Origin of the sequence: Xanthomonas sp. NCPPB 4467, assembly GCF_041475665.2 — a bacterium.
GTDB lineage: Bacteria > Pseudomonadota > Gammaproteobacteria > Xanthomonadales > Xanthomonadaceae > Xanthomonas > Xanthomonas dyei.
Genome location: NZ_CM191260.1, coordinates 3,359,359 through 3,379,759, shown reverse-complemented (window position 1 = coordinate 3,379,759; position 20,401 = coordinate 3,359,359). Strand labels below are relative to the sequence as shown.

The 20,401-nt window shown below is 65.1% G+C and carries 18 protein-coding genes and 2 other RNA genes; 6 read left to right on the top strand and 14 right to left on the bottom strand.

Features of this window, described 5'->3' with window-relative positions; all coding sequences use genetic code 11:
• Positions 1 to 26: 26 nt before the first annotated feature.
• On the bottom strand, positions 27 to 3,017 hold the full coding sequence (locus tag ACCQ06_RS14905) for a TonB-dependent receptor plug domain-containing protein (RefSeq protein ID WP_316686872.1): 2,991 nt from the start codon (positions 3,015 to 3,017) through the stop codon (positions 27 to 29).
• 333 nt (positions 3,018 to 3,350) lie between these two features.
• On the opposite strand from ACCQ06_RS14905, the gene apbC reads away from it, so the two are divergent.
• Together apbC and dcd are read left to right on the top strand one after the other, a co-directional pair.
• Positions 3,351 to 4,202 carry an iron-sulfur cluster carrier protein ApbC gene (gene apbC / locus ACCQ06_RS14900; protein ID WP_055850004.1) on the top strand — a complete coding sequence of 284 codons (852 nt, stop codon included), beginning with the start codon at positions 3,351 to 3,353 and terminating at the stop codon, positions 4,200 to 4,202.
• A gap of 96 nt (positions 4,203 to 4,298) precedes the next feature.
• The gene (dcd, locus tag ACCQ06_RS14895) at positions 4,299 to 4,868 is read left to right on the top strand and encodes a dCTP deaminase (protein WP_055850006.1); all 570 of its coding nucleotides are present in this window, start codon (positions 4,299 to 4,301) and stop codon (positions 4,866 to 4,868) included.
• A 161-nt stretch (positions 4,869 to 5,029) separates the two neighbouring features.
• Here the strand turns inward: dcd and ACCQ06_RS14890 are convergent, their stop codons facing one another.
• The 4 genes from ACCQ06_RS14890 to ACCQ06_RS14875 all read right to left on the bottom strand — a co-directional run bounded on the left by ACCQ06_RS14890 (position 5,030) and on the right by ACCQ06_RS14875 (position 6,903).
• Positions 5,030 to 5,215: a LiaF transmembrane domain-containing protein gene (locus tag ACCQ06_RS14890; RefSeq protein WP_055850008.1), complete on the bottom strand. Its 186-nt coding sequence runs from the start codon at positions 5,213 to 5,215 to the stop codon at positions 5,030 to 5,032.
• 395 nt (positions 5,216 to 5,610) lie between these two features.
• Positions 5,611 to 5,778, bottom strand: a complete 168-nt coding sequence (locus ACCQ06_RS14885; RefSeq protein WP_005994260.1) for a LiaI-LiaF-like domain-containing protein — start codon at positions 5,776 to 5,778, stop codon at positions 5,611 to 5,613.
• Between the two features lie 28 nt (positions 5,779 to 5,806).
• Positions 5,807 to 6,244 carry an HIT domain-containing protein gene (locus ACCQ06_RS14880; protein ID WP_316686863.1) on the bottom strand — a complete coding sequence of 146 codons (438 nt, stop codon included), beginning with the start codon at positions 6,242 to 6,244 and terminating at the stop codon, positions 5,807 to 5,809.
• Positions 6,241 to 6,903 (bottom strand): dienelactone hydrolase family protein, encoded by a 663-nt coding sequence (locus ACCQ06_RS14875; protein WP_055850012.1) that lies wholly within the window; start codon positions 6,901 to 6,903, stop codon positions 6,241 to 6,243. The genes ACCQ06_RS14880 and ACCQ06_RS14875 overlap by 4 nt, the downstream gene beginning before the upstream one ends.
• 183 nt (positions 6,904 to 7,086) lie before the next feature.
• On the opposite strand from ACCQ06_RS14875, the gene rimO reads away from it, so the two are divergent.
• Entirely contained in the window at positions 7,087 to 8,460 is a 1,374-nt protein-coding gene (gene rimO / locus ACCQ06_RS14870; protein WP_316686859.1) for a 30S ribosomal protein S12 methylthiotransferase RimO, read from the top strand.
• A gap of 281 nt (positions 8,461 to 8,741) precedes the next feature.
• On the opposite strand, the gene greB is transcribed toward rimO, so the two are convergent.
• A complete protein-coding gene (greB, locus tag ACCQ06_RS14865) occupies positions 8,742 to 9,248 on the bottom strand; it encodes a transcription elongation factor GreB (RefSeq protein WP_228323056.1) in 507 nt (168 codons plus the stop codon).
• 111 nt (positions 9,249 to 9,359) lie between these two features.
• Between greB and ACCQ06_RS14860 the strand changes: the two genes are divergently transcribed.
• Positions 9,360 to 10,826 carry a rhomboid family intramembrane serine protease gene (locus ACCQ06_RS14860; RefSeq protein ID WP_316686856.1) on the top strand — a complete coding sequence of 489 codons (1,467 nt, stop codon included), beginning with the start codon at positions 9,360 to 9,362 and terminating at the stop codon, positions 10,824 to 10,826.
• 260 nt (positions 10,827 to 11,086) lie between these two features.
• Here ACCQ06_RS14860 and ACCQ06_RS14855 read toward each other — a convergent pair.
• Positions 11,087 to 11,162: non-coding RNA, sX9 sRNA (locus ACCQ06_RS14855), on the bottom strand.
• A 60-nt stretch (positions 11,163 to 11,222) separates the two neighbouring features.
• On the bottom strand, positions 11,223 to 12,497 hold the full coding sequence (locus tag ACCQ06_RS14850) for a hypothetical protein (protein ID WP_228323054.1): 1,275 nt from the start codon (positions 12,495 to 12,497) through the stop codon (positions 11,223 to 11,225).
• Positions 12,498 to 12,930: 433 nt separating this feature from the next.
• Here ACCQ06_RS14850 and nudK point away from each other — a divergent pair, with 433 nt between their 5' ends.
• Positions 12,931 to 13,530, top strand: coding sequence for a GDP-mannose pyrophosphatase NudK (gene nudK / locus ACCQ06_RS14845; RefSeq protein WP_316686853.1), 600 nt, complete (start codon positions 12,931 to 12,933; stop codon positions 13,528 to 13,530).
• A 70-nt stretch (positions 13,531 to 13,600) separates the two neighbouring features.
• On the opposite strand, the gene ACCQ06_RS14840 is transcribed toward nudK, so the two are convergent.
• Both ACCQ06_RS14840 and ACCQ06_RS14835 read right to left on the bottom strand, forming a co-directional pair.
• On the bottom strand, positions 13,601 to 14,158 hold the full coding sequence (locus ACCQ06_RS14840) for a hypothetical protein (RefSeq protein WP_316686850.1): 558 nt from the start codon (positions 14,156 to 14,158) through the stop codon (positions 13,601 to 13,603).
• Between the two features lie 30 nt (positions 14,159 to 14,188).
• On the bottom strand, positions 14,189 to 15,694 hold the full coding sequence (locus tag ACCQ06_RS14835; RefSeq protein ID WP_316686848.1) for a helicase HerA-like domain-containing protein: 1,506 nt from the start codon (positions 15,692 to 15,694) through the stop codon (positions 14,189 to 14,191).
• A 283-nt stretch (positions 15,695 to 15,977) separates the two neighbouring features.
• On the opposite strand from ACCQ06_RS14835, the gene ACCQ06_RS14830 reads away from it, so the two are divergent.
• The gene (locus tag ACCQ06_RS14830) at positions 15,978 to 17,558 is read left to right on the top strand and encodes a transglycosylase SLT domain-containing protein (RefSeq protein ID WP_316686846.1); all 1,581 of its coding nucleotides are present in this window, start codon (positions 15,978 to 15,980) and stop codon (positions 17,556 to 17,558) included.
• Positions 17,559 to 17,602: 44 nt separating this feature from the next.
• Here ACCQ06_RS14830 and ACCQ06_RS14825 read toward each other — a convergent pair.
• The 4 genes from ACCQ06_RS14825 to ACCQ06_RS14810 form a co-directional block, all read right to left on the bottom strand.
• Positions 17,603 to 17,679: non-coding RNA, sX9 sRNA (locus tag ACCQ06_RS14825), on the bottom strand.
• 59 nt (positions 17,680 to 17,738) lie between these two features.
• A complete protein-coding gene (locus ACCQ06_RS14820; RefSeq protein WP_316686844.1) occupies positions 17,739 to 18,722 on the bottom strand; it encodes a hypothetical protein in 984 nt (327 codons plus the stop codon).
• A 160-nt stretch (positions 18,723 to 18,882) separates the two neighbouring features.
• Positions 18,883 to 19,731 (bottom strand): archaetidylserine decarboxylase, encoded by an 849-nt coding sequence (asd, locus tag ACCQ06_RS14815; protein ID WP_316686842.1) that lies wholly within the window; start codon positions 19,729 to 19,731, stop codon positions 18,883 to 18,885.
• Positions 19,728 to 20,378, bottom strand: a complete 651-nt coding sequence (locus tag ACCQ06_RS14810; RefSeq protein WP_104615879.1) for an SCO family protein — start codon at positions 20,376 to 20,378, stop codon at positions 19,728 to 19,730. Before ACCQ06_RS14810 ends, asd begins: the two co-directional genes overlap by 4 nt.
• Positions 20,379 to 20,401 lie beyond the last annotated feature (23 nt).

Here is a 20,401-nt window from a genome sequence, read left to right as displayed (position 1 = left end):
GGGCTCTTCTCAAGCATCACGTTCGGTCAAAACCGCACCGTCGTCCCCAGATAGAAGAACCGGCCGACGTTGTCGTACAACGCCGAGTTGAAATCCGAGCCGAAGTAGTTGCGCGGCGGATCCTTGTCGAAGGCATTGTCGATGCCGAGGTAGACGTCGATCTTCGAGCCGGGGAATTGATAGCCGAACTGGAAGTTGTGGTACGTGTACGAGCCGTTCTTGATCGGGCTGGCCGAACCCGGGTTGCTGTTGTAGCTCTCCGGGGTCACGCGCAGATTGCCGTCCACATAGTTCATGTCCCACGAGGCGCGCCATTCGTTCCAGTTGTACTTGGTCTGGAACTGCGCGCGCCAGCGCGGGTCGGTCACGTAGGTCACGTACTCGTCGTATTCCTGCGGGAAATCCTGAAAGACCCATTCGCGGGACTGGATCAGCCGGGTGCCGACCAGCCGCAGCACCGTGTTGCCTTCGCCGATCTGGAAGCGGTAATCCATTTCCAGATCCACGCCCACACGGCGCGAGCGGGCCAGGTTTTCGTTGAGTGCCTGCCAGCCGATGATGCTGTGCTCGGGGTAGATGGCGCCCTGTGGGTCGGTAAAGCCGCCCAGCGGAGCCCGTTGCACGAAGCCGCAGAAGCTGTTGTTGATGCCGCCGGGGTTGTCCACGCAACGCGTGGCATTGGTCTCGGCCGTGACCGTGCCGATGGCATCGCGCAGATCGATGCGCCAGTAGTCGACCGACATGCCGAAGCCTTCGAAGAACTCCGGCTGCCACACCAGCCCGTAGGACAGGCTGCGCGCACGCTCGGGCTTCAGCTCGGGATTGCCGCCGCTGACGCCAGGACGGGTGGCGGTGTAGGTGTCGATCCAGCCGACCGGCACGCCCAGTGCGCTGCAGTTGGCCTGGCGCAGCGCCACATCGCCGGCCGTGCCGGGGCGGTTGGTGTTGGTGGGAAGGTAGTTGCAAGGGTCGGCGATGGTGGCGAAGTTTTCGCTCTGCGAGTCGTACAGCTCGCCGATGCTGGGCGCACGCACCGCCTGCGCCAGCGTGCCGCGCAACCGCAGCGACGGGATGATGGTCCAGTCCAGACCGATGTTCCAGGTCTTGGTCGAGCCGATGCTGTCGTAGTCCGAATAGCGCCCGGCCACATCCAGCGCCAAGCGGTCTACGCCGGGCAGGCCGGCGAGCAACGGAATGGTGCTTTCGACGAAGATTTCCTTCACGGTGTACTCGCCGCCGCTGTTGGGGATGGCGTTGAGGAAGGTCACGCCCGAGGCTGCCAACGGATCGGTGATTTCCTCGCTTTGTTCCTTGCGGTATTCCACGCCGCCGGCAATGCCGATGTCGCCGGCCGGCAGCGACAGCAGGTTGCTGTTGGCCACCGACGCACTGAACACGGTTTGCTGGATCTTGGCCTGCGCGCGCGCGGTGGTGTTGAACCAGGCGGCAGCTTCCGGCGTGACCGCGCCATTACCGAAGACGCTGAAAGGCACGCAGCCTTCGCGCGCCAGTGCCGAATACACACGATTGGTGTTGGGGTTGATCGCGTTCGGGTCCAGCGTGGTGCGGCAGACGATAGTGCCGCTGGCATCGCGCGCAGCATCGATGCCGGCCTGCCAGCGCTCGTTGATGCGGTTGTTGAGGTTGAGGCGGTCCACCGTGGTCTTGCCATAGTTGGCAGACACGTCGTAGGTCCAGTTGTCGGTGAAGTTGCCTTCGGCACCGAGCACGGCGCGGTAGGTCTTGCGCTCGATGTTTTCGCCGCGACGGCCGGCATCGACGTTGAAGCGGTTCATCAGGATCTGGGTGGCGCCGCGCGAATCCATCAGCGCGCCGAGCTGCGGGCTGACATACGGGTTCTGCCGGCGCACGCGCAGCGAGCTATCGAATGCGGGCTGGCCGAAGAATTCCGAATCGGTCTCGCTGTACTTGCCTTCGAAGAACAGGCGATGGTTTTCGCTCAGTTCGAAGTTCACCATCGTGTTGACGCTCTTGCGATCGAAGCCCGGCTGCAGGTCGGCCACGGCGTTGAGATCGACAAAATCGCAATCCACGCACGAGGTGTTGCTGACCACCGTGCCGTTATAGCGGTTGCGGCGGAAGCTGCCATCTTCACCGAACAGATAGCGGTTGCCGTAGGTGGCCGGATTGCGGAAATCGAACGTGCCCAGGTTGAAGGTGCCGCCGTAAGAGGTGCTGTGGTTGCCGCCCGGGCCGCTGAGCACGGTCTGCGGGTTGCTTTCGCTCGGTGGGCGGGTCGGATCGAAGCCGGGGTTTTGCACGTTGACCAGATACTCGCGGCCGATGGCGCGGTTGTCGCGACCGAAGCGGTCCTGCTTGCTGTACTCGCCCGAGATCGCAATGTTGCCGCGGCCTTGCGCAAAGTCGGTGCCGGCAGAAAAGCTGGCGAACGAGCGGTTGTAGTTGCCCTCATCGGCCAGGCCGGTTTGCGCCCGGGTCTCGAAGCCAGTGAAGTTCTTCTTGAGGATGAAGTTGACCACACCGGCCACCGCATCGGCGCCGTACACCGCCGACGCGCCGCCGGTGATGACCTCCACGCGCTCGACCCATTCCACCGGAATCGTGTTGACGTCCACCGCGGTCGAGCCGGGGCTGGAACCCACATGGCGGCGACCGTTGACCAGCACCAGGGTGCGGTCGGTGCCCATCCCGCGCAGGTCGAGCAGGCCCAGGCCGGCGGTGCCGATAAAGCGGGTGGAGTTGCCCAGCGTGTAGGTCGGTGCCAGGGCTGGCATGCGCGCCATCAGGTCGCTGATGGTGGTCGCGCCGGTGGCGCGGATCTCTTCGGCGGTGATCGCGGTGACCGGCGACGGGGTGACAAAGCCGGTACGCGCAATGCGCGAGCCGGTGACGGTCACCTTGTCCAGATCGGTGGTGCCGGGAGCCACACCATTTTCGGATTGCGCAGCGACGTGGCCGGCGGGGGCGACCAGCGCGACCAACAGGGCGGCGCTCAAACGATGACGGTGGTTACGTTGCGGGAGACGACTCGACATGAACGTGCGGATTCCTTGCTGGGATGAGTCCACCAGCCGTACTCACTGAGTGCGGGCTGAATTGATCCCTGAACGTAACAATTCCTTCACAATTTGTCCACAATTGTGAAATATGTCCCCGGCTGACATGTGCGTGCGCGACGCCGCTGCGTGCTTCCGGGCGAAGGCGATGGCGGAGGTAATCGACACGAGCCGGTAAACTGAGCGTCTTTCGCGCTGCGATGGGCATGGCCCGCACAGCCGCACACGATGGGCGGGACAGGTAATGGCAACGATGTGGGACAACAATACGCGCGCAATGAACGCTGCTGCCGCAGCAGCAGGCAGCCAAGCATGAGCGGCGAACGCAGGATCGCCGCGCACGCGGTGCAGGGCGCGCTGGCGCCGCACCCGCGTATCCGCAATGTCATTGCGGTGGGGTCGGGCAAGGGCGGGGTGGGCAAGTCCACCACTGCAGTGAATCTGGCGTTGGCGCTGCGGCAGCAGGGCGCGCGCGTCGGCGTGCTGGACGCGGATATCTACGGGCCGAGCGTGCCGGCGATGCTGGGGTTGAGCGGCAAGCCCGACAGCCCGGACAACAAGTCGATCGAGCCATTGCGCGCATTCGGGATCGAGGCGATGTCGATCGGCCTGCTGGTCGATCAGGACACGCCGATGATCTGGCGCGGGCCGATGGCCACCTCGGCCCTCACCCAGCTGTTCAACGACACGCTGTGGGACGACCTGGACTATTTGCTGATAGATCTGCCGCCCGGCACCGGCGATATTCAGCTGACCCTGTCGCAGAAGATTCCGGTGGCCGGCGCGGTGATCGTGACCACGCCGCAGGACATCGCCACGCTGGATGCGCGCAAGGCGCTGAAGATGTTCGAAAAGGTCGAGGTGCCGGTGTTGGGCATCATCGAGAACATGGCGGTGCATACCTGCAGCAACTGTGGCCATCGCGAGCATCTGTTCGGCGAAGGCGGCGGCGAGCGCATGGCGGCGCAGTACGGCGTGCCGTTGCTGGGGTCGTTGCCGTTGGCGATTGCGATCCGCGAGCAGGGCGATGCCGGTCAGCCGATCGTGATCGCCGCGCCGGACTCTGCTGCCGCGCAGGCCTACCTGGCGGCAGCCAGGCGGCTATCGGAAGAGTTGGGCAAGCGTCCGCGTGCCAGCATTCCGATTTCCGCCTCGCTGCTGTAATCCGCCGGCCGGCCTCTGGTGCCGGCCGCTGCTAGACTTTGCCGTCTTTCGCGCGGGCCGACCGGCCTGCCGCCTTCCGTCTTCAAGGAACACCGCATGAGCATCAAAAGCGACCGCTGGATCAAGCGCATGGCCGAGCAGCACGCGATGATCGAGCCGTTCGAGCCCGGCCAGATCAAGCACGACGCCGCAGGCCAGCGCATCGTCAGCTTCGGCACTTCCAGCTACGGCTACGACGTGCGTTGCTCGCGCGAGTTCAAGATTTTCACCAACATCAACTCGACCATTGTCGACCCCAAGCATTTCGACCCGGGCAGCTTTGTCGATGTCGAATCGGATGTCTGCATCATCCCGCCGAACAGTTTTGCGCTGGCACGTACGGTGGAATATTTCCGCATCCCGCGCGATACGTTGGTGGTGTGCCTGGGCAAGAGCACTTACGCGCGCTGCGGCATCATCGTCAACGTCACCCCGCTGGAGCCGGAGTGGGAAGGCCACGTAACGCTGGAATTCAGCAACACCACGCCGCTGCCGGCGCGCATCTATGCCAACGAAGGCGTGGCGCAGATGCTGTTTTTCCAGTCCGACGAAGTGTGCGAAACCTCGTACAAGGACCGCGGTGGCAAGTACCAGGGCCAGACCGGCGTGACCTTGCCGCGTACGTGATGCGCTGCATGGGTGTCGACGCAAGCGCGTCGGCAGCCGGCGGCAGCAGGGCCGTGACGCGCTGAGGCCATATCAAGGGTGTGCGGTGCACGGGATGCGTCGCGTGCCTGCATTGCACACAGCATGCGAGGTCGCTCTCGCCAGCGCTTCTGGCCCGCAGCTCAGTCGGTTGCCAGCACCGGTTTGCGGCGACGCATCAGCTGGTGGACGCCGGCCCAGATGATCATCAACGGCCACCACGCCGCAATCACGTCGCCCAGGTCGATGCGGCTCAGGCCAAGATTGTTGAGCAGGAACATCCCGCCCATGACGATCAAAAACAGGCCGGAAGTCAGTCGGTAATGCATGGCGGCGTCCTCGTTGGGTGTGAGGCCATGCTGCGCGCGATGGCCCCGCCAATCAGGTGCCGGAAGTCAACAGTTGCGGGTGACAGTCGTCAGGTCGCGCTGCTGCCGGGTGCGCATTGATCGTGAATTGTCATCAAGGCGCACGTGGTAACGACGACGGACGCGATGGTCATGGTCGCTGCAACATCGGAAAATGGTGTTGGATCAGAAAATAGTGCTGGATCAGAACGCTTCGTCGAATGCACTAGCTTCGCGCGTAGCCTCATCCGCCCCTTCGGGGCACCTTCTCCCGAGGGGCGAAGGAGGCCATTGCAGCTGAACTGCTACGCGAGCTACCAGCGCCGAGACACCGCTGTGACGACTCCCCAATCCCAACGCCCCAATCCCAGCCCTACCTACTTGCCGCGCCCGAACAACATGCCGATGCCGCAGGCCACCAGCGCGGCCGGCCACCAGGTGGCGATCAGCTTGCCCAGACTGAGATTGGTCCAGCCCAGGTTGTTGGCCAGAAACAGCAGGCCCACCAGGATCAGGATCAGCGCGGCGACGACATTGGATTTCATGCGAGAGGGCAGCTTGGCGAACGGGCGCCTATCGTAGCCGCTGCGCCCATGCCGCGACACGCTCCTGTAAGGCGTCGGCGGCAAACCGCTGTGCCGGGCCGCTGCCCCAGACCGGGCCCGGCCAGGCCGCATCGCCGGGATGACGGCCGACCAGGTGCACATGCAGCTGCCGCACAATATTGCCCAGCGCCCCGATGTTGAGCTTGGCCACGGCTGGCTCCACGCGCAGCAGCTGCGAGAGCTGGTTGATCTCGGCCAGCAACAGGCGCTGCTGGCCACCATCCAGATCGATCCACTCGCTGACATCGGCCACCCGCGGCACCAGCACCAGCCAGGGGAAGCGGGTGTCGTCCATCAAGCGCACCTGCGACAGCGGCCCGTCGGCGACGAACACGCTGTCGGCCGCCAGCCGCGCATCCAGCTGGAAGTCGCCTGCTGCAGGGGCGCTCGATGCCGATGCGCTCATCCCAGATGCGCCTCGAAGAAGCCCAGGGTGCGTTCGAGCGCGCGCTCGGCGCTGTCGGCGTCGTAGTGGTTGGGGTCGATGCTGCGGTTGAAGGCATGGCCGGTGGGATACACGAAGGTTTCCATCTGCGGCAGTTTTTCGCGGTGCGCCTGGATCGCTTCCGGCGGGATGCTGGCGTCCTGTTCGCCGAAGTGGAACATCACCGGCGCCTTGGGCGTTTCGTCCAGCAGCTGGGTGTTGCGGCCGCCGTAATAGCTCACCGAGGGCAGGCCCAGGCGGATGGCCGACAGCAGCGCCACCGAGCCGCCCCAGCAATACCCCACCGTGCCCACCTTGCCGGCGCGGGTCAGCAAGGTGGCGGCGGATTTGACCACCTCCACTGCGCGTTCCAGGCCCACCGCGTTGGCCAGGGCCAGGCCGCGTTGCACGCTGGGCTGGTCGTACGGCAGCTGCACGTCCTTTTCTTCCAGATCGAAGAAGGCCGGCGCCAGCACTTCATAGCCGCGTGCGGCGTAGTCGTCGGCGACCGCGCGGATATGTTCGTTGACGCCGAAGATTTCCTGGATCACCACCAGGCCGCCGCGCGGGCTGGAGGCGGGGGTGGCGTGCCAGGCGGCAACCTGGCCGTCGGGGGTGTCGAGCGTGGTCCAGTGACCCATGGGAATTCCTGATGTGCGGCGAGGGAGGTGCGCATTATCGACCGGACCGGCATGGTGAAAAGTGAGGGTTTCGCAAAGCCGGCCGGGCTGGCGCGTCTTTGCGGTTCAGAGCGTTGCCCGTACGCCGCTATAATTGGCCTTGCCCAGGCCCCAGGCCGCTCCGTTTCCCAGGCTCCTGCTTCCATGTCCCAGCTGAACCCCAAAGTCGGCTTCGTCAGCCTTGGCTGCCCGAAGGCGCTCGTCGATTCCGAACGCATCCTCACCCAGCTGCGCGTGGAGGGCTACGACATCGTGCCCAGCTACGACGCGGCCGACGTGGTGGTGGTCAACACCTGCGGCTTCATCGATTCGGCGGTGACCGAATCGCTGGATGCGATCGGTGAGGCGATGAACGCCAACGGCAAGGTGATCGTCACCGGCTGCCTGGGCAAGCGCCCCGAGCAGATCCGCGCGGCCTACCCGCAGGTGCTGGCGGTGTCCGGCCCGCAGGACTACCAAAGCGTAATGGAGGCAGTGCATGCCGCCTTGCCGCCGCGCCACGACCCGTTCGTGGACCTGGTGCCGGACTACGGCATCAAGCTGACTCCGCGCCATTACGCGTATTTGAAGATTTCCGAAGGCTGCAACCACCGTTGCAGCTTCTGCATCATTCCCTCGATGCGTGGCGATCTGGCCTCGCGACCGGTGGACGAGGTGCTGCGCGAAGCCGAGCGGCTGGTCCGCGGCGGGGTCAAGGAACTGCTGGTGGTGTCGCAGGACACCTCGGCCTATGGCGTGGACCTGAAGTACGCCGAGCGCCCGTGGCGCGACCGCATGTACCAGACCCGCATGAAGGCGCTGTGCGAAGGCTTATCGGAGCTGGGCGTGTGGACGCGCCTGCATTACGTGTATCCGTATCCGCACGTGGACGATGTGATTCCGTTGATGGCCGAAGGCAAGCTGCTGCCGTATCTGGACATCCCGTTCCAGCACGCCAGCCCGCGCATCCTCAAGCTGATGAAGCGGCCCGGCGCGGTGGAAAAAACCCTCGAGCGCGTGCAGCGCTGGAAGGCGATGTGCCCGGAGATCACGGTGCGCTCGACCTTCATCGTCGGCTTCCCCGGCGAGACCGAGGCCGAGTTCGAAGCGCTGCTGGAGTTTCTGGATCAGGCGCAGCTGGATCGCGTCGGTGCATTCGCCTACTCGCCGGTGGACGGCGCCAGTGCCAATGCGCTGCCCGACCCGGTGCCGGAAGAAGTGAAGCAGGAGCGGCTGGCGCGCTTCATGGCCAAGCAGGCGCAGATTTCCGCCATGCGGCTGGAAGCCAAGATCGGCAGCGTGCAGCAATGCCTGGTCGATCTGATCGAAGACGACATCGCCGTGGCCCGTTCGCGCGCGGACGCGCCGGAGATCGACGGCCTGGTGCATATCCAGAACGGCGGCGAGCTTGGGCTGAAGGTCGGCGATCTGATCGATGTGGAAATCACCGACAGCGATGACCACGATTTGTTCGGCGACGCATTGCCGCCCACCGGCGCTGCCCAGCAGGGGCGCGCGCTAAAACTGCAGATGGTGTAACCGGCCGCAAGCCGGCGCACGTTGCGCAACGGCAACGTGCGACACCAAGCCGCCACGCGCCCTTCGTAGGAGCGCGCCAGAGCGCGACAGGGCTGTTCCCGATCAAGCCAATCGCGCACGCCGCGCGCCTATAGCGCAGTTGATCGCATCAGTTGCCTGCGCGCGTTTCATCCGCCGAGCGCATCGCCCAGCAGGGTGGTGATCACGTCAGCGCGATGCTTCTTGCTGACAACACCATCGCATAAAGGCGCCTCTACAGCTCAGCCGCCTGCGTCACCTGCTCACTGACTGCCGTAATCCACCGACACCACCACAAAGGTGTGCTTTCCGGCCGGCAGTTGCGCTTCGAACTCATCGTCCACACGCTTTTTCAGCAGCGCGCGGGCCAGCGGCGAATCGATGCTGATCCAGCCCAGGCCGGCGTCGGTTTCGTCCGGACCGACGATGCGATAGCGCAACAGCTCGCCGCTATCTGTATCTTCCAGCTCCACCTGCGCGCCGAAAAACACCGCGTGCGGGTCGGTGGGCGCGGTATCCACCACGCGCAACGCTTCCAGGCGTTTGCTGAGATAGCGCACACGGCGGTCGATCTCGCCTAGCTGCTTCTTGCGATAGGTGTACTCGGCATTTTCCGATCGATCGCCCTCGGCAGCCGCCGCGGCCAGTGCGCGCACCACCTCGGGCCGCCGCACCCGCCACAGATCTTCCAGTTCGACCTTCAGACGGGTGTGACCTTCGGGCGTGATCAACGCGGTGCTTTTTTCGGCGGGCGGGCGCCAGCGGCTCATGTCGGGCGTGGGGTGTCGAACGGTGGGGGCGCGATGCTAGCGCGCATGGACGGCTTGCGCATCTGCCGCCGCCCGGCGAAGCTTTGCGCCATCTCGGACACGGACGTTGTCATGTTGCTCATGCCGCTGCACAAACCCTGGTCGCGCCAGAACATTCCGTGGGTGACGCTGCTGCTGGTGCTGATCAATGTCGTGGTCTATCTGGGCTATCAGCGCAAGGACGATGCGCTGGTCGAAAACGCCGTGCATTACTACGTCGCGTCCGGGCTGGGCACGCTGGAAGCGCAGGCGCACGCACGCTACCTGGCGCAGACCACCGACCCCAAACTGCGTGCCGCGCGACAGGGCAAGCTGGACAGCGTGCCGGCACCGCAGCGCATCGCGTATCTGGCCCATCTGACGCTGCACGATGTCACCTTTGCGCAGGCGTTGCGCGGCGGCGCGTTATTCAAGGACGAGGAGCAGATGCGCGAATGGCGCGGTCTGCGTGCGCCTTACGATGCCCGCCTGTCCAGGGTGTTCACGCTGCGTCATCTGCAACGCAGTTCGGAGTGGTCGCCGGCGCGCATGCTCACCGCGACCTTCTTGCACGGCGAATTCGATCATCTGCTCGGCAACATGGTGTTTCTGCTGGCGCTGGGCACCTTGCTGGAAGGGGCGATCGGCAGCGGCTGGTTTCTGCTGCTGTATCTACTGGGCGGTTTTGGGGCCAGCGCGGCGAGTCTGTGGTGGCGCTGGGGCGAGCCCGGCGGCGGGCTGGGCGCGTCCGGTGCGATCGCCGCATTGATGGGGGCGTTCTGCGTGGTGTGGGGCCGCCGTCGGGTGCGGTTTTTCTACTGGTTTTTTGTGGTCTTCAACTACGTGCGCGGGCCGGCGATCCTGCTGCTGCCACTGTGGCTGGGCTGGGAGTTGTACAGCCTGCTGGGCAGCGATAACGGCGGTGTCGCCTTCGAAGCGCATGCCGGCGGCTTGGTCAGCGGTGCGCTGCTCGGTGCGTTGCTGGTGGCGGTGCGGCAAACCCGCCCGGCCTTCATGGACGAGGACGCCGCCACGCAGGTGGACGACCGCTGGGGGCGTGCGCAGCGCCATCTGGGCCGCATGGAGAACCTTGAAGCCGAGCAGCTGCTCGCCGAGCTTGCCAGCGAGACGCCACACAGCCCGGACGTTGCGCTGGCCCGTTATCGCGTGGCCCGCAACGCCGGGCGCACGCAGGACGCCGTGCGCCACGCGCAGACGCTGTTGCACCTGCCCAGCCATAACGCACAACAGACGCGCGTCCAGCTGGGCGTGGCAGCAGAACTGAGCAAGGACACGATCGCCGTTGCGCTGCCGGCACGGATGGCCCTGGTCGGCGCGTGCCTGCGTACGGGGTTGCTGGCCGATGCCGAACGTTTGTTGAAGGAGTGCGACATCGAGGCGCCGCGCGCCGAACTGGCCCAGCAGTGGTTTGTGCTGGCGCTGCGGCACGGCGAACTGCAGGCCGGCGAACAGCGCACGCGGGTGTTGCAGCTGGTGCGCGATCAATTTCCGGAGCAGGGGCAGGCGGTCAAGGCGCGTTTTCTGCTTGAGAATGGTTGACGTAGCTGCGTGTTCGAGTGGATTTCGGAGGGTACCGGCGGCAGGCGTTTTTAAAGCCGTCTCAGCAGCGGCTAGCCGAGCCCAGCGAGCGGTCGTCGGTGCGATTGGATGGCGCGCTCACTACTCACTACATGCCGTTCTGAGAGCCGAGCGCGCGAACACTTGCGGCTGTGGAAGTGCTTTATGAGGTGCGTCAAACCGGTTTTGAGGGCGGGCAGCCACCGTCCGGCTGCGGCGATATTTGTTGGACTGCCAAGAGCGGCTAACAGAACGTAGCCAGGAGTCGTCAGGTGGGTGTGGACGGCGCGGCCGAACCGGAGTGTACGAGTGGTCCATGCCGCACCGCGCACCGGCTGCGCGCGCCTGGCGGTGAGCGCAGTCGTTTTGTTAGATGCGCTAAACCGGTTGGATCGCAACCGCCCGCAACGCCGCATCCAGCTTTGCGCGTTGTGCGGCATCGTCGCAATGCGCCGACGCGTTCTGCAGAATGGCGCGCGCCTGCTCATCGCGGCCGAAACGCTCGGCCAGCATCAGGCCGGCATCCAGCGACCAGCTCGGCAGCATCGGATCGCGTGGCCAGCCTGCGATGGCGGCCAGCAACCCATCGGTCGCGAGCTGAAACTGCCCGGCCATCTTGGCGCGCTCGGCGAGCAGCGTGGCCTGTTCGGGCAGGAGCGGGGTAAACGCGGGGTCGTTGTCCAGGGCTTCGCGCTGCAACGCAAGCGCGCGGCGCTCCTGCTTCTCCTGCAGCAAGCGATTGATGTATTGCTGGGTGTGCTCGCGCAGCTCGTCGTTGCGATGGTGCTGGCGCAGCAGGCGTTGATACAGCTCGTGCACCGCCAGGCTTACCGCGCGCGAGCGGACCGCGCCCCGCAGGGCCTGGAACGCCTCGTCGGAATGCCCGTCGCGCACGTACTGTTCGGCCTCGTCTAGCAGGCGCTGGTCCGGGTCGGCGCGTTCGTGCACATCCCCGCCGCTGGGGACGTAGCCCAGCGCTTCGTGGTACTGGTACACCAGATACCCGAGCAGATGAAAACTGGCGAACAGGGTCCAGATCGAGGTCATCATCACCGTCGCCTCGCGTACCAGCGGGGGCAGATATTTCAGTGCGACGAAGACCGCTGCCGTGCCGCTGCCCTGGATCACGTAAAGCAGGCCATAGGCGGCCAGATACGGCCAGCCGATTCGCAGCGCCATATCGATCGACACCGCCGGGTTGAGCGCGCGGCGCAGGCTGCCATCGATGGCGAGCGAGATCAGCATGCCGGGCAACAACAGCATGGTGCCCAGATAGGCGATGGTCAGCCCGAATTTACCTGCAAGCGCGGCGGCAACGCCGATCACGATGCCCAGTGCAAAGGCCAGCAGGATCAGACGCAGCACTGCGCTGTCGAAGCTGTTGTAGCCGAGCCGGGGCGCATCGGGCTGGCCATCGGCGGTATGGCGCAGGATGTCGAAGGCATAGGTGTAGGTTGCCATGCCCAGCACGCCCATGACCACCAGTTTGAGGATGCCCGGCAAGACCAGCAGCGCGCTGCACAGCGTCAGTGCGATCAACGCATACAGCGCCGAGCCGCGCAGCGGATAAGTGGCGATCGCCGGGATGCGGGTCCAGAACGGTGCGGGCGCAGCCTGCGCAGCAACCCTGTGCGCGCGAAAACGGTCTTCCATGACGCTCCCCAAGCGTGTGATGTGACGGGATTGTGCGGCGATGCGTGGCTGGGTGCAATTGGGGTATCGCGGCTGCCCGGTGACGTCGAGCTATGTGGGATCCGCTGTCTGCCGCATGCAATCCTGCGGCTGCACTGCCTGGCGCCGTGAATATCGCGGGGCTGGCAGGCGGCGTGCGCGGGACCTGCGTGGTGAGCTGCACAAAAGCGCCGATGGTGCCGCCGGCACGTGGCTGGCTCACAACGATTGAACGCAGTGCGACGGGAGAGCCATCGGGCATCAGGAACCATCGGTCGCGCACATGGACTTCTGCGTAGAACCTATGGTTCGCTACCGGTCGGCTGCCAGCCATGTGGCGATGTTGCCGCAAGCGGCACGCGCTGACGTGCAATCGCGGTGGCGCAGTCATTCCCCCTATCGCAAGGAGTTCTGCTTGAATCCATCTGTTGCCGACACCCCGCAGGTTCGCATTCGCAGCATCGATGTGCTGTCCGACAACTGGTATGTGCTGCGCAAGGTCACCTTCGACTTCCAGCGCAAGGACGGCCGCTGGCAGACGGTGTCGCGCGAGGCATATGACCGCGGTAATGGCGCCACCATCCTGCTCTACAGCCGTGCCAGGCAGACGGTGATGCTGACCCGGCAATTCCGCCTGCCGACGCTGCTCAATGGCAACCCGGATGGCATGCTGATCGAAACCTGCGCTGGGTTGCTCGACCAGGACGATGCGCTGACCTGCATCCGCAAGGAAACCGAAGAAGAAACCGGCTACCGCATCGACAACGTGCGCAAGGTATTGGAGGCCTTCATGAGCCCGGGCTCGGTCACCGAACGCCTGTACTTCTTCGTCGGCGAATACTTCGATGGCGACAAGGTGAGCGATGGTGGCGGCGTGGAAGAAGACGGCGAAGAGATCGAGGTGTTGGAGCTATCACTCGACGCTGCGCTGGCGATGATCGCCTCCGGCGAAATCGCCGACGCCAAGACCATCATGTTGCTGCAGTACGCCAAATTGCATGGCGTGCTGGAGTAATCAGAGTTCGATCAATTGTATCGTCCGGCAACTTGCGGGTTGCCGGAGCCAGTCAATAGTGGCGCTGCGCTCAGCGCACACGTTTGAGTGTTTTGTCGACATATTCGGACGCACCGCCACTCTGGCAGTCGGAGCCATCCTGCGAGAGCAGGACGCCCGTGACGGCTTTGGAATGTGTGTTTTCGTTGATACGAAAGCCATATAACGGATAGGCGAGGGGAGGGTTGCGCGCTGCGTCCGGCTCCCGTTCGAGTATCAGGCAGCTACCTGCGATCTCATCTATCCACCAGGTGCTACGCAACGTCACGGTTCGTTTGCGAGAGTCCGGATCCTTTCCCGATAAACATGTGTAACTCAATGTGTAGTGACGACTCTCTGGGCGTCCTTTGGTCGCGTCAAGGCGCAAATCTGCAGTAGCTGCAGGGCAGTCTGTTCGATCTACCGTTACCTGGATGTTTCCGTTGTAATGTCCGGCCAGCAGATGCTGTCTGCGTAATGGCCATTCGATCGAGCCATGGTAGCCAGGCGTGTCGTCGTAATCGGGATTGCGCAACTGCTGTGCGGAGCAGGTTGCTGCGATGAGCAGCAATAGGCCAAATTCCCCGCGATACCGGTAGACGCGGTGCATGATTCACGTCCTTGTCGTGTGCGAACGCCCTCAACGCTTCCCACCGAAAATACTGCCGAAAATCCCGCGCACGATCTGCTGCCCGATCTTGCTGCCGATGGTGCGCGATGTCTGTTTGGCCATGGTTTCCAGCATGCCCTGGCGTCGGCCGGTGCCGAACACCGCGTCCTTGACCGCTTTTCCGAATCCGCTGTCCTGGGTTTCCTCCTCCTCGCGCGTGCGTGCGGGCGGGGCAGCGGTCTGCGCGGCGACCTGTTCGACGCGGCGTGCCAACAGCTCGGCTGCCGATTCGCGGTTGATCGCAGTGTCGTAGCGCGTGCCCACCGGGCTGGCCGCGCGGACCTGCGCGCGTTCGGGTGCGCTGATGGCGCCCATGCGGCAGCGCGGCGGGGCGATCAGGGTCTGCTGCACCGGCGCGGGCACGCCCTTGCCCTGCAGCGGCGATACGAGCGCCTCGCCGGTGCCCAGGCTGGAGATGGCGGTGGCCACGTCGAGCTTGGGGTTGGCCACGAAGGTCTGCGCCGCGGTCTTGACCGCTTTCTGGTCGCGCGGGGTGTAGGCGCGCAGCGCATGCTGCACGCGGTTGCCGAGCTGGCCAAGAATGTTGTCGGGGATGTCATCGGGAAACTGCGAGCAGAAATAGATGCCCACGCCCTTGGAGCGGATCAATCGCACCACCTGCTCGATACGTTGCACCAGCGCCGCAGGCGCGTCTTCGAACAGCAAATGCGCCTCGTCGAAGACGAACACCAGCTTGGGCTGGTCCAGATCGCCCACTTCCGGCAGGCCTTCGAACAATTCCGACAGCAGCCATAGCAGAAAGGTCGAATACAGCCGCGGCTTGAGCACCAACTGGTTGGCCGCCAGGATGCCGATCACCCCGCGCCCGTCCGGCGCGACGCGCATCAGCTCGGCCAGCTCCAGCGCCGGTTCGCCGAAGAACTGCTCGCCGCCGTCCTGCGACAGCCGCAGCAGCGCGCGCTGGATCGCGGCCACCGATTGCGCCGAGACCAACCCGTAACTGGTCGACAGCTCCTTGCGTTCTTCCACCACCAGCGCGAGCAGGGCACGCAGATCGTCCAGATCCAGCAGCAACAGGCCGCGGTCGTCGGCCAGCTTGAACACGATGTCCAGCACGCCGGATTGGGTGTCGTTGAGTTCCAGGATGCGGGCGAGCAGGGTGGGGCCCATTTCGCTCACCGTGGTGCGCACCGGGTGGCCGAGCTGCCCGTACAAGTCCCAGAACACCACCGGGCTGGCGGCCGGTGCGTAGTCGGCGATGCCCACATCCGTGGCGCGCTGCAGCACGCCGGGCGCGCCGTCGCCGGCCACGGCCAGGCCGGCCACGTCGCCTTTCACGTCGGCCAGGAACACCGGCACCCCCAAGCGCGAGAAGCCTTCGGCCAGGGTCATCAGGGTAACGGTCTTGCCGGTCCCGGTGGCGCCGGCCACCAGGCCATGGCGGTTGCCGAAGCGGCCTTCGAGCACGACCGGGATATCGTCGGTGACGCCTTTGCCGAGCAGGAACGAGGCCATTGGGCAGATCCGGTGAGGAAAGACCGGATTCTAGCGGGCAACGTTGCCGCACAAATCGGTGGGCGACGTATGGGTTCTGACAGCCAGGCGATGCGGCGAGCCGGCGCCTGTCTCCAGCAAGGCCGACACCGTGCGCGCCGCTGCCAGACAACCGGCTCCGCCGGTTTTCACTGCAACGGGCAGGCGCGCCAAGCTAACGCGCCACTGACCTGCCGGCGGCGTCGCCTTGCCCCGGTGTCGTCCCGGCGGCTACCCTGCCTGCCTTTCCGCTGCACTGTCTCCGATGCCGCTCGCTCATTTTGGTTTGCGCCCATGGCCTGTCCTGGCTGTGGTGGCGCTGATGTCTGTCGTCCCCGCCGCCCACGCCATCTCCAAGCGCGACACGGAGAAGGCTGCCGTGCTCGATACACGCATGGCCGCGGCCGAAAAGCGCTACCGCGATGCGCTGGTGCTGGTGAACAACTCCGACCCCAAGGGCACCGCCGAAGGCGACGCCGCACTGGAGGACATGGAGGACGTCATCGACGCCTGCATCAAGCAGCGTGGCTGTTTGGTGGCCAATCAGCTGGCTACCTACAAGCGCCTGCTCAAGGCGCGCACCGATGCCGAGGCGCCGGCCGCCGAAGACCCGGAAGACGACGACACCCTGCTGCAGGCCGACCCGGATCATCTCGGCCCGGCCGCCAACGGCGTGCCCGAGGCGGCGCGGGCGGCCACCCTGCTCAACGACCAACGCCACGAGTTCGACAAGATGGTGCAGTACAACCCGGCCGTGCAGGCGGGCATCCGCCGCTGGCTGACCGATATGCGCCCGGCGTTGATGACCAGCTACGACAACTACAGCAGCCTGCGCGGGGTGATGTGGCCGGAATGGCAGAAGCGCGGCCTGCCCGAGGCGCTGCTGTTCGGCATCATGGCCAAGGAATCCAACGGCAAGGTGCACGCCAATTCGCGCGCCGGTGCGGCCGGGCTGATGCAGTTCATGCCGGCCACCGGGCGGCGCTTCGGGCTGGGCCCGGACGGCACCGGTTTCGACACGCGTTTCGATGCACGCAGCGCCGCCGAAGCCAGCGCCGCGTATCTCAACGAGCGCATGGCCGGCCTCAACCGCAGCATCGAGCTGGCGCTGGCCGCCTACAACGGTGGCGAAGGGCGTGCTGCGCGCGTTTTTTCGCAGACCGGCGGGCGCGGCTTCTGGGAGCAGGACGTCTACAACCAGTTCCCGGCCGAAACCAAGGACTACGTGCCGATGGTGATCGCTGCGGCGTGGATCTTCCTGCACCCGCGCCAGTACGGCGTCGATTTCCCCAAGCTCGACGCGCAGCCCGCCACGCTCAAGCTCGCCAAGTCCACCACGATCTATGAGCTGACGATCTGCCTGGGCGGCATGGGCGTCCGCGAGGGCTACATGCGCGCGCTGCGCAACCTCAACCCGCGCTATGAACCCGATGGCTGGATTCCGGCCGGCACCGTCATCAACGCCACCAATCGCATCGCCAGCCTGTACACGCGTTACTGCGTGAACGGTCCACGTGCGGACCTGGCGCGCACCTTGATCACTGCCGATCTCAACAGCGCCATCGTGCGCAGCAGCGCAACCGAGTACACGCCCACCGTGGCGGTGGGCGATGTCAGCCCGATGGCCGGCGTGCCGACCACCGTGGCCACCGGCCAGCCGGCGGTCGCCAAACCGAAGGCGAAGCAGGTGCGCAGCTACACCATCGCCAAGGGCGACACGCTCGGCCGCGTGGCGCAGAAGTACCAGTGCGAGGTCAAGGAGCTGGCCAAGGCCAATGGCCTGAAGGCACCGAGCTACGCGTTAAAGCCAGGGCAGAGCATCAAGCTGGCGGGCTGCGACCGCTGAGTGTGAGGTGCTGCGATCGCAGATTGCAGCACCTCACTTGGAGCGGCTGAAAAAACGTAGCGAGCAGCCGCCAGTTGGGTATCGACGGGGCGCTCAGGAACGACGTGCACGCGTGGTCCATGCCGCACCGAGTACCGGCTTCGCCGCCTGGCAGTGAGCGCAGTCGTTTGTCAGCGGCGTTTAAGCCGGCGGCGCAGCTGGTGCCGTACCTGCCTGCGAGGAGGGCGGCGAGTCGCTGTCCTCGCTCCAGCGTGCCTTGAGGCCGTCCCACCATTGCGTCCACCGCGCACGCCAGCTCTGGCGCAACGCCTCGGGACCAAAGCGCTGCGCCTGCTGCTCTGCAAACTGCATCGCCTGCTGCATCAGCGGCGAGCCGTTCTGCTTGATCGCCTGCCACATGAAACGGCTGAGGATGCGGGCGATGACCAGATTGGAATCCAGGTCGCCGCTCTCGGCTTCCACATGCAGGATCAAGGTCTGCAGTTCGGCACGCACCTCCGGCGGCACGCCGGGATTTTCGCTGAGCCGTTTCAGACGGCGTAAGCCAGCCAGATAACGGTGCTCGGCCAGGTCCAGCCCGGCGCGCGCCAGTTCGCCCAGCCACGGTGCACGCACCGCCAGCGCAATCGCATCGACATGCAACACCACGTTTTCCCAGCGTTTGTCCTGCATCGCGGCATAGGCCATCACCACGTGCAGCATCACCAAGGTGGCGAAGTCGCCTTCCGGATCGGCACTGTTTTTCCATAGGCTGTCGCTGGACTGTTGCGCCAGTTGTGGCCATTGCTTGCGTTCGTAGGCCACCGAGCGCAATGCGGTGGCGATCACGCGCCCCTGGGGAGCGCAATCTCGCTCCAGCAGGTCGGCCTCGGCGATTGCCGGCAGCAATTTGTTCGCCGATAGCGCCGTGTAGGACAGCATGGCGTGCAGCATGCAGATGTCGTCGGCGGTCAACGGCGCGGGCGGGGTGTCCAGCAGGGCACTGCCGCGCTGGTACGCCGCAAATGCGATCGGTAAGCCCTGCTCACTGAAGTGTCGGTAGCCCCGGTACTGCAGGCCACCGCGCAGGTCGTCCAGTTGTTGCTGCTCGCTCTTGTGGCCGCAACCGGTCACTGCCGTGAGCAGCGCAATCGCCAGCGGCCAGCGCAACATCCGTGTTGTCATCGAAGATCCTGAAAACCGCCGATATCCGGCGGTTTGAAGTGCAGGTGAAAAAGCGGGCGCAGCGTTCGCTGGCTGTTTCCAGCGATGCAACGTGCTTTGAAAGGATTGCGGTGACGAGTAACCACAACCAACAACACCGTAGCTGACCGCGTCGCTGCGCTCAGCCCACCTGACGATGTGCGAGCGCCTGGCCTAGACGCACCGCCGTCTCTGCAGCAAGTGCGCCATCGAGCTTGGCCACACCCGGCGGCAGCAGCACGATCACTGTCGAGCCGTAATTGAAGCGCGCCATCTCCGCAAACCGCTCCAAGACGATTCCCTTGCCACGGTAATCCTTGCGCGTGATGCGGTCGCCGTAGCGTGGGATTTCCACGCCGCTCCACACCGTTTCCACGCCGGACACCAGCAGCGCGCCCACCATCACCGAGGCCATCGGGCCGAACTCGGTGTCGAAGTGGCACACCAGGCGCTCGTTACGGGCAAACAACCGCGGCACGTTGCGCACCGCATCCGGGCCCACGCTGAACAGGCGGCCGGGCACATGCACGGTTTCGCGCAGGGTGCCGGTCCACGGCATGTGGACGCGGTGGTAGTCCTTGGGCGACAGATACACCGTCGCGAACAGGCCGTCGTTGAACGGCGCAGCCGCTGCCGCGTCGCCGAGCAATTCGGCTGCGGTGAACGACTGGCCCTTGGCCTGAAAAATGCGCCCGTTCTCGATCGGGCCGAGCTGGCTGATACGGCCATCGGCCGGCATCAATACGGTTGCCGGGTCGGCATCGGGCACGCGTGCGTCCGGCTTCAGGGCACGTGTGAAGAACGCATTGAAGGTGGGGTACGCGCGCGGGTCCGGTTCCTGCGCTTCGCTCAGGTCTACCCCGAACTTGCGTGTCACCGTGTCGATCAACCATTGCTTGGTCGAAGGCGTGTCCGAGTACGCCAGCGCGCGCGCCATGGAGGACAGCAACCGATGCGGCAGCACGTAGGTCAGGGAAGTGACGAAACTCACGGAGCGGTTACCTTGGTCAGCTGTTGGAGGTCGGCGGCAATCGCCTTGGGGTCGAGCGGCGGACGGATCAGGCCGGTCAGGCGGCCTTGCGGGTCGAGCACGGCGATGCCGGCCGAGTGATCCATGCTGTAGTCGTTGGGGTTCTGATCGAAGTTCTTGCCCGGCACCTTCTGGAATACCAAGCCCAGCGCGGTGGCAAAGCGTTCCAGCGCCGGCACGTCTGCGGTGGCCGCCAGCGTGTCCTTGTGGAAGGCATGGGCGTACTCGCCCAGCCGCGCAGGCGGGTCGCGCTGCGGGTCCACCGACACGAACAACACGCGCGGGCGCAGCCCGTCGGGGATGCTTTCCCACTGCTGCTGCGCCACCGCCAGATCGGTCAGCGTGGTCGGGCAGACATCCGGGCAGAAGGTGAAACCCAAAAACACCAGCGTCCAATGCCCTTTCAGTTCGCCAGACACTAGCTGGGTGCCATCGGACTGGCGCAGGCTGAACTGCGGCAAGGGGCGCGGCTGCGGGTAAAACGTGATGGTTTGGGTGGGCGGCCAGGGCGAGCGGGGCGCACCGCCGAAGAACTTCTGGCCCAGCAACAACCCAAGACCGGCGGCCAGCGCCACCAGCAGCACGATGCCGGTATTGCGATTGAACATGGCGGTTTCCAGTGCAACGGACG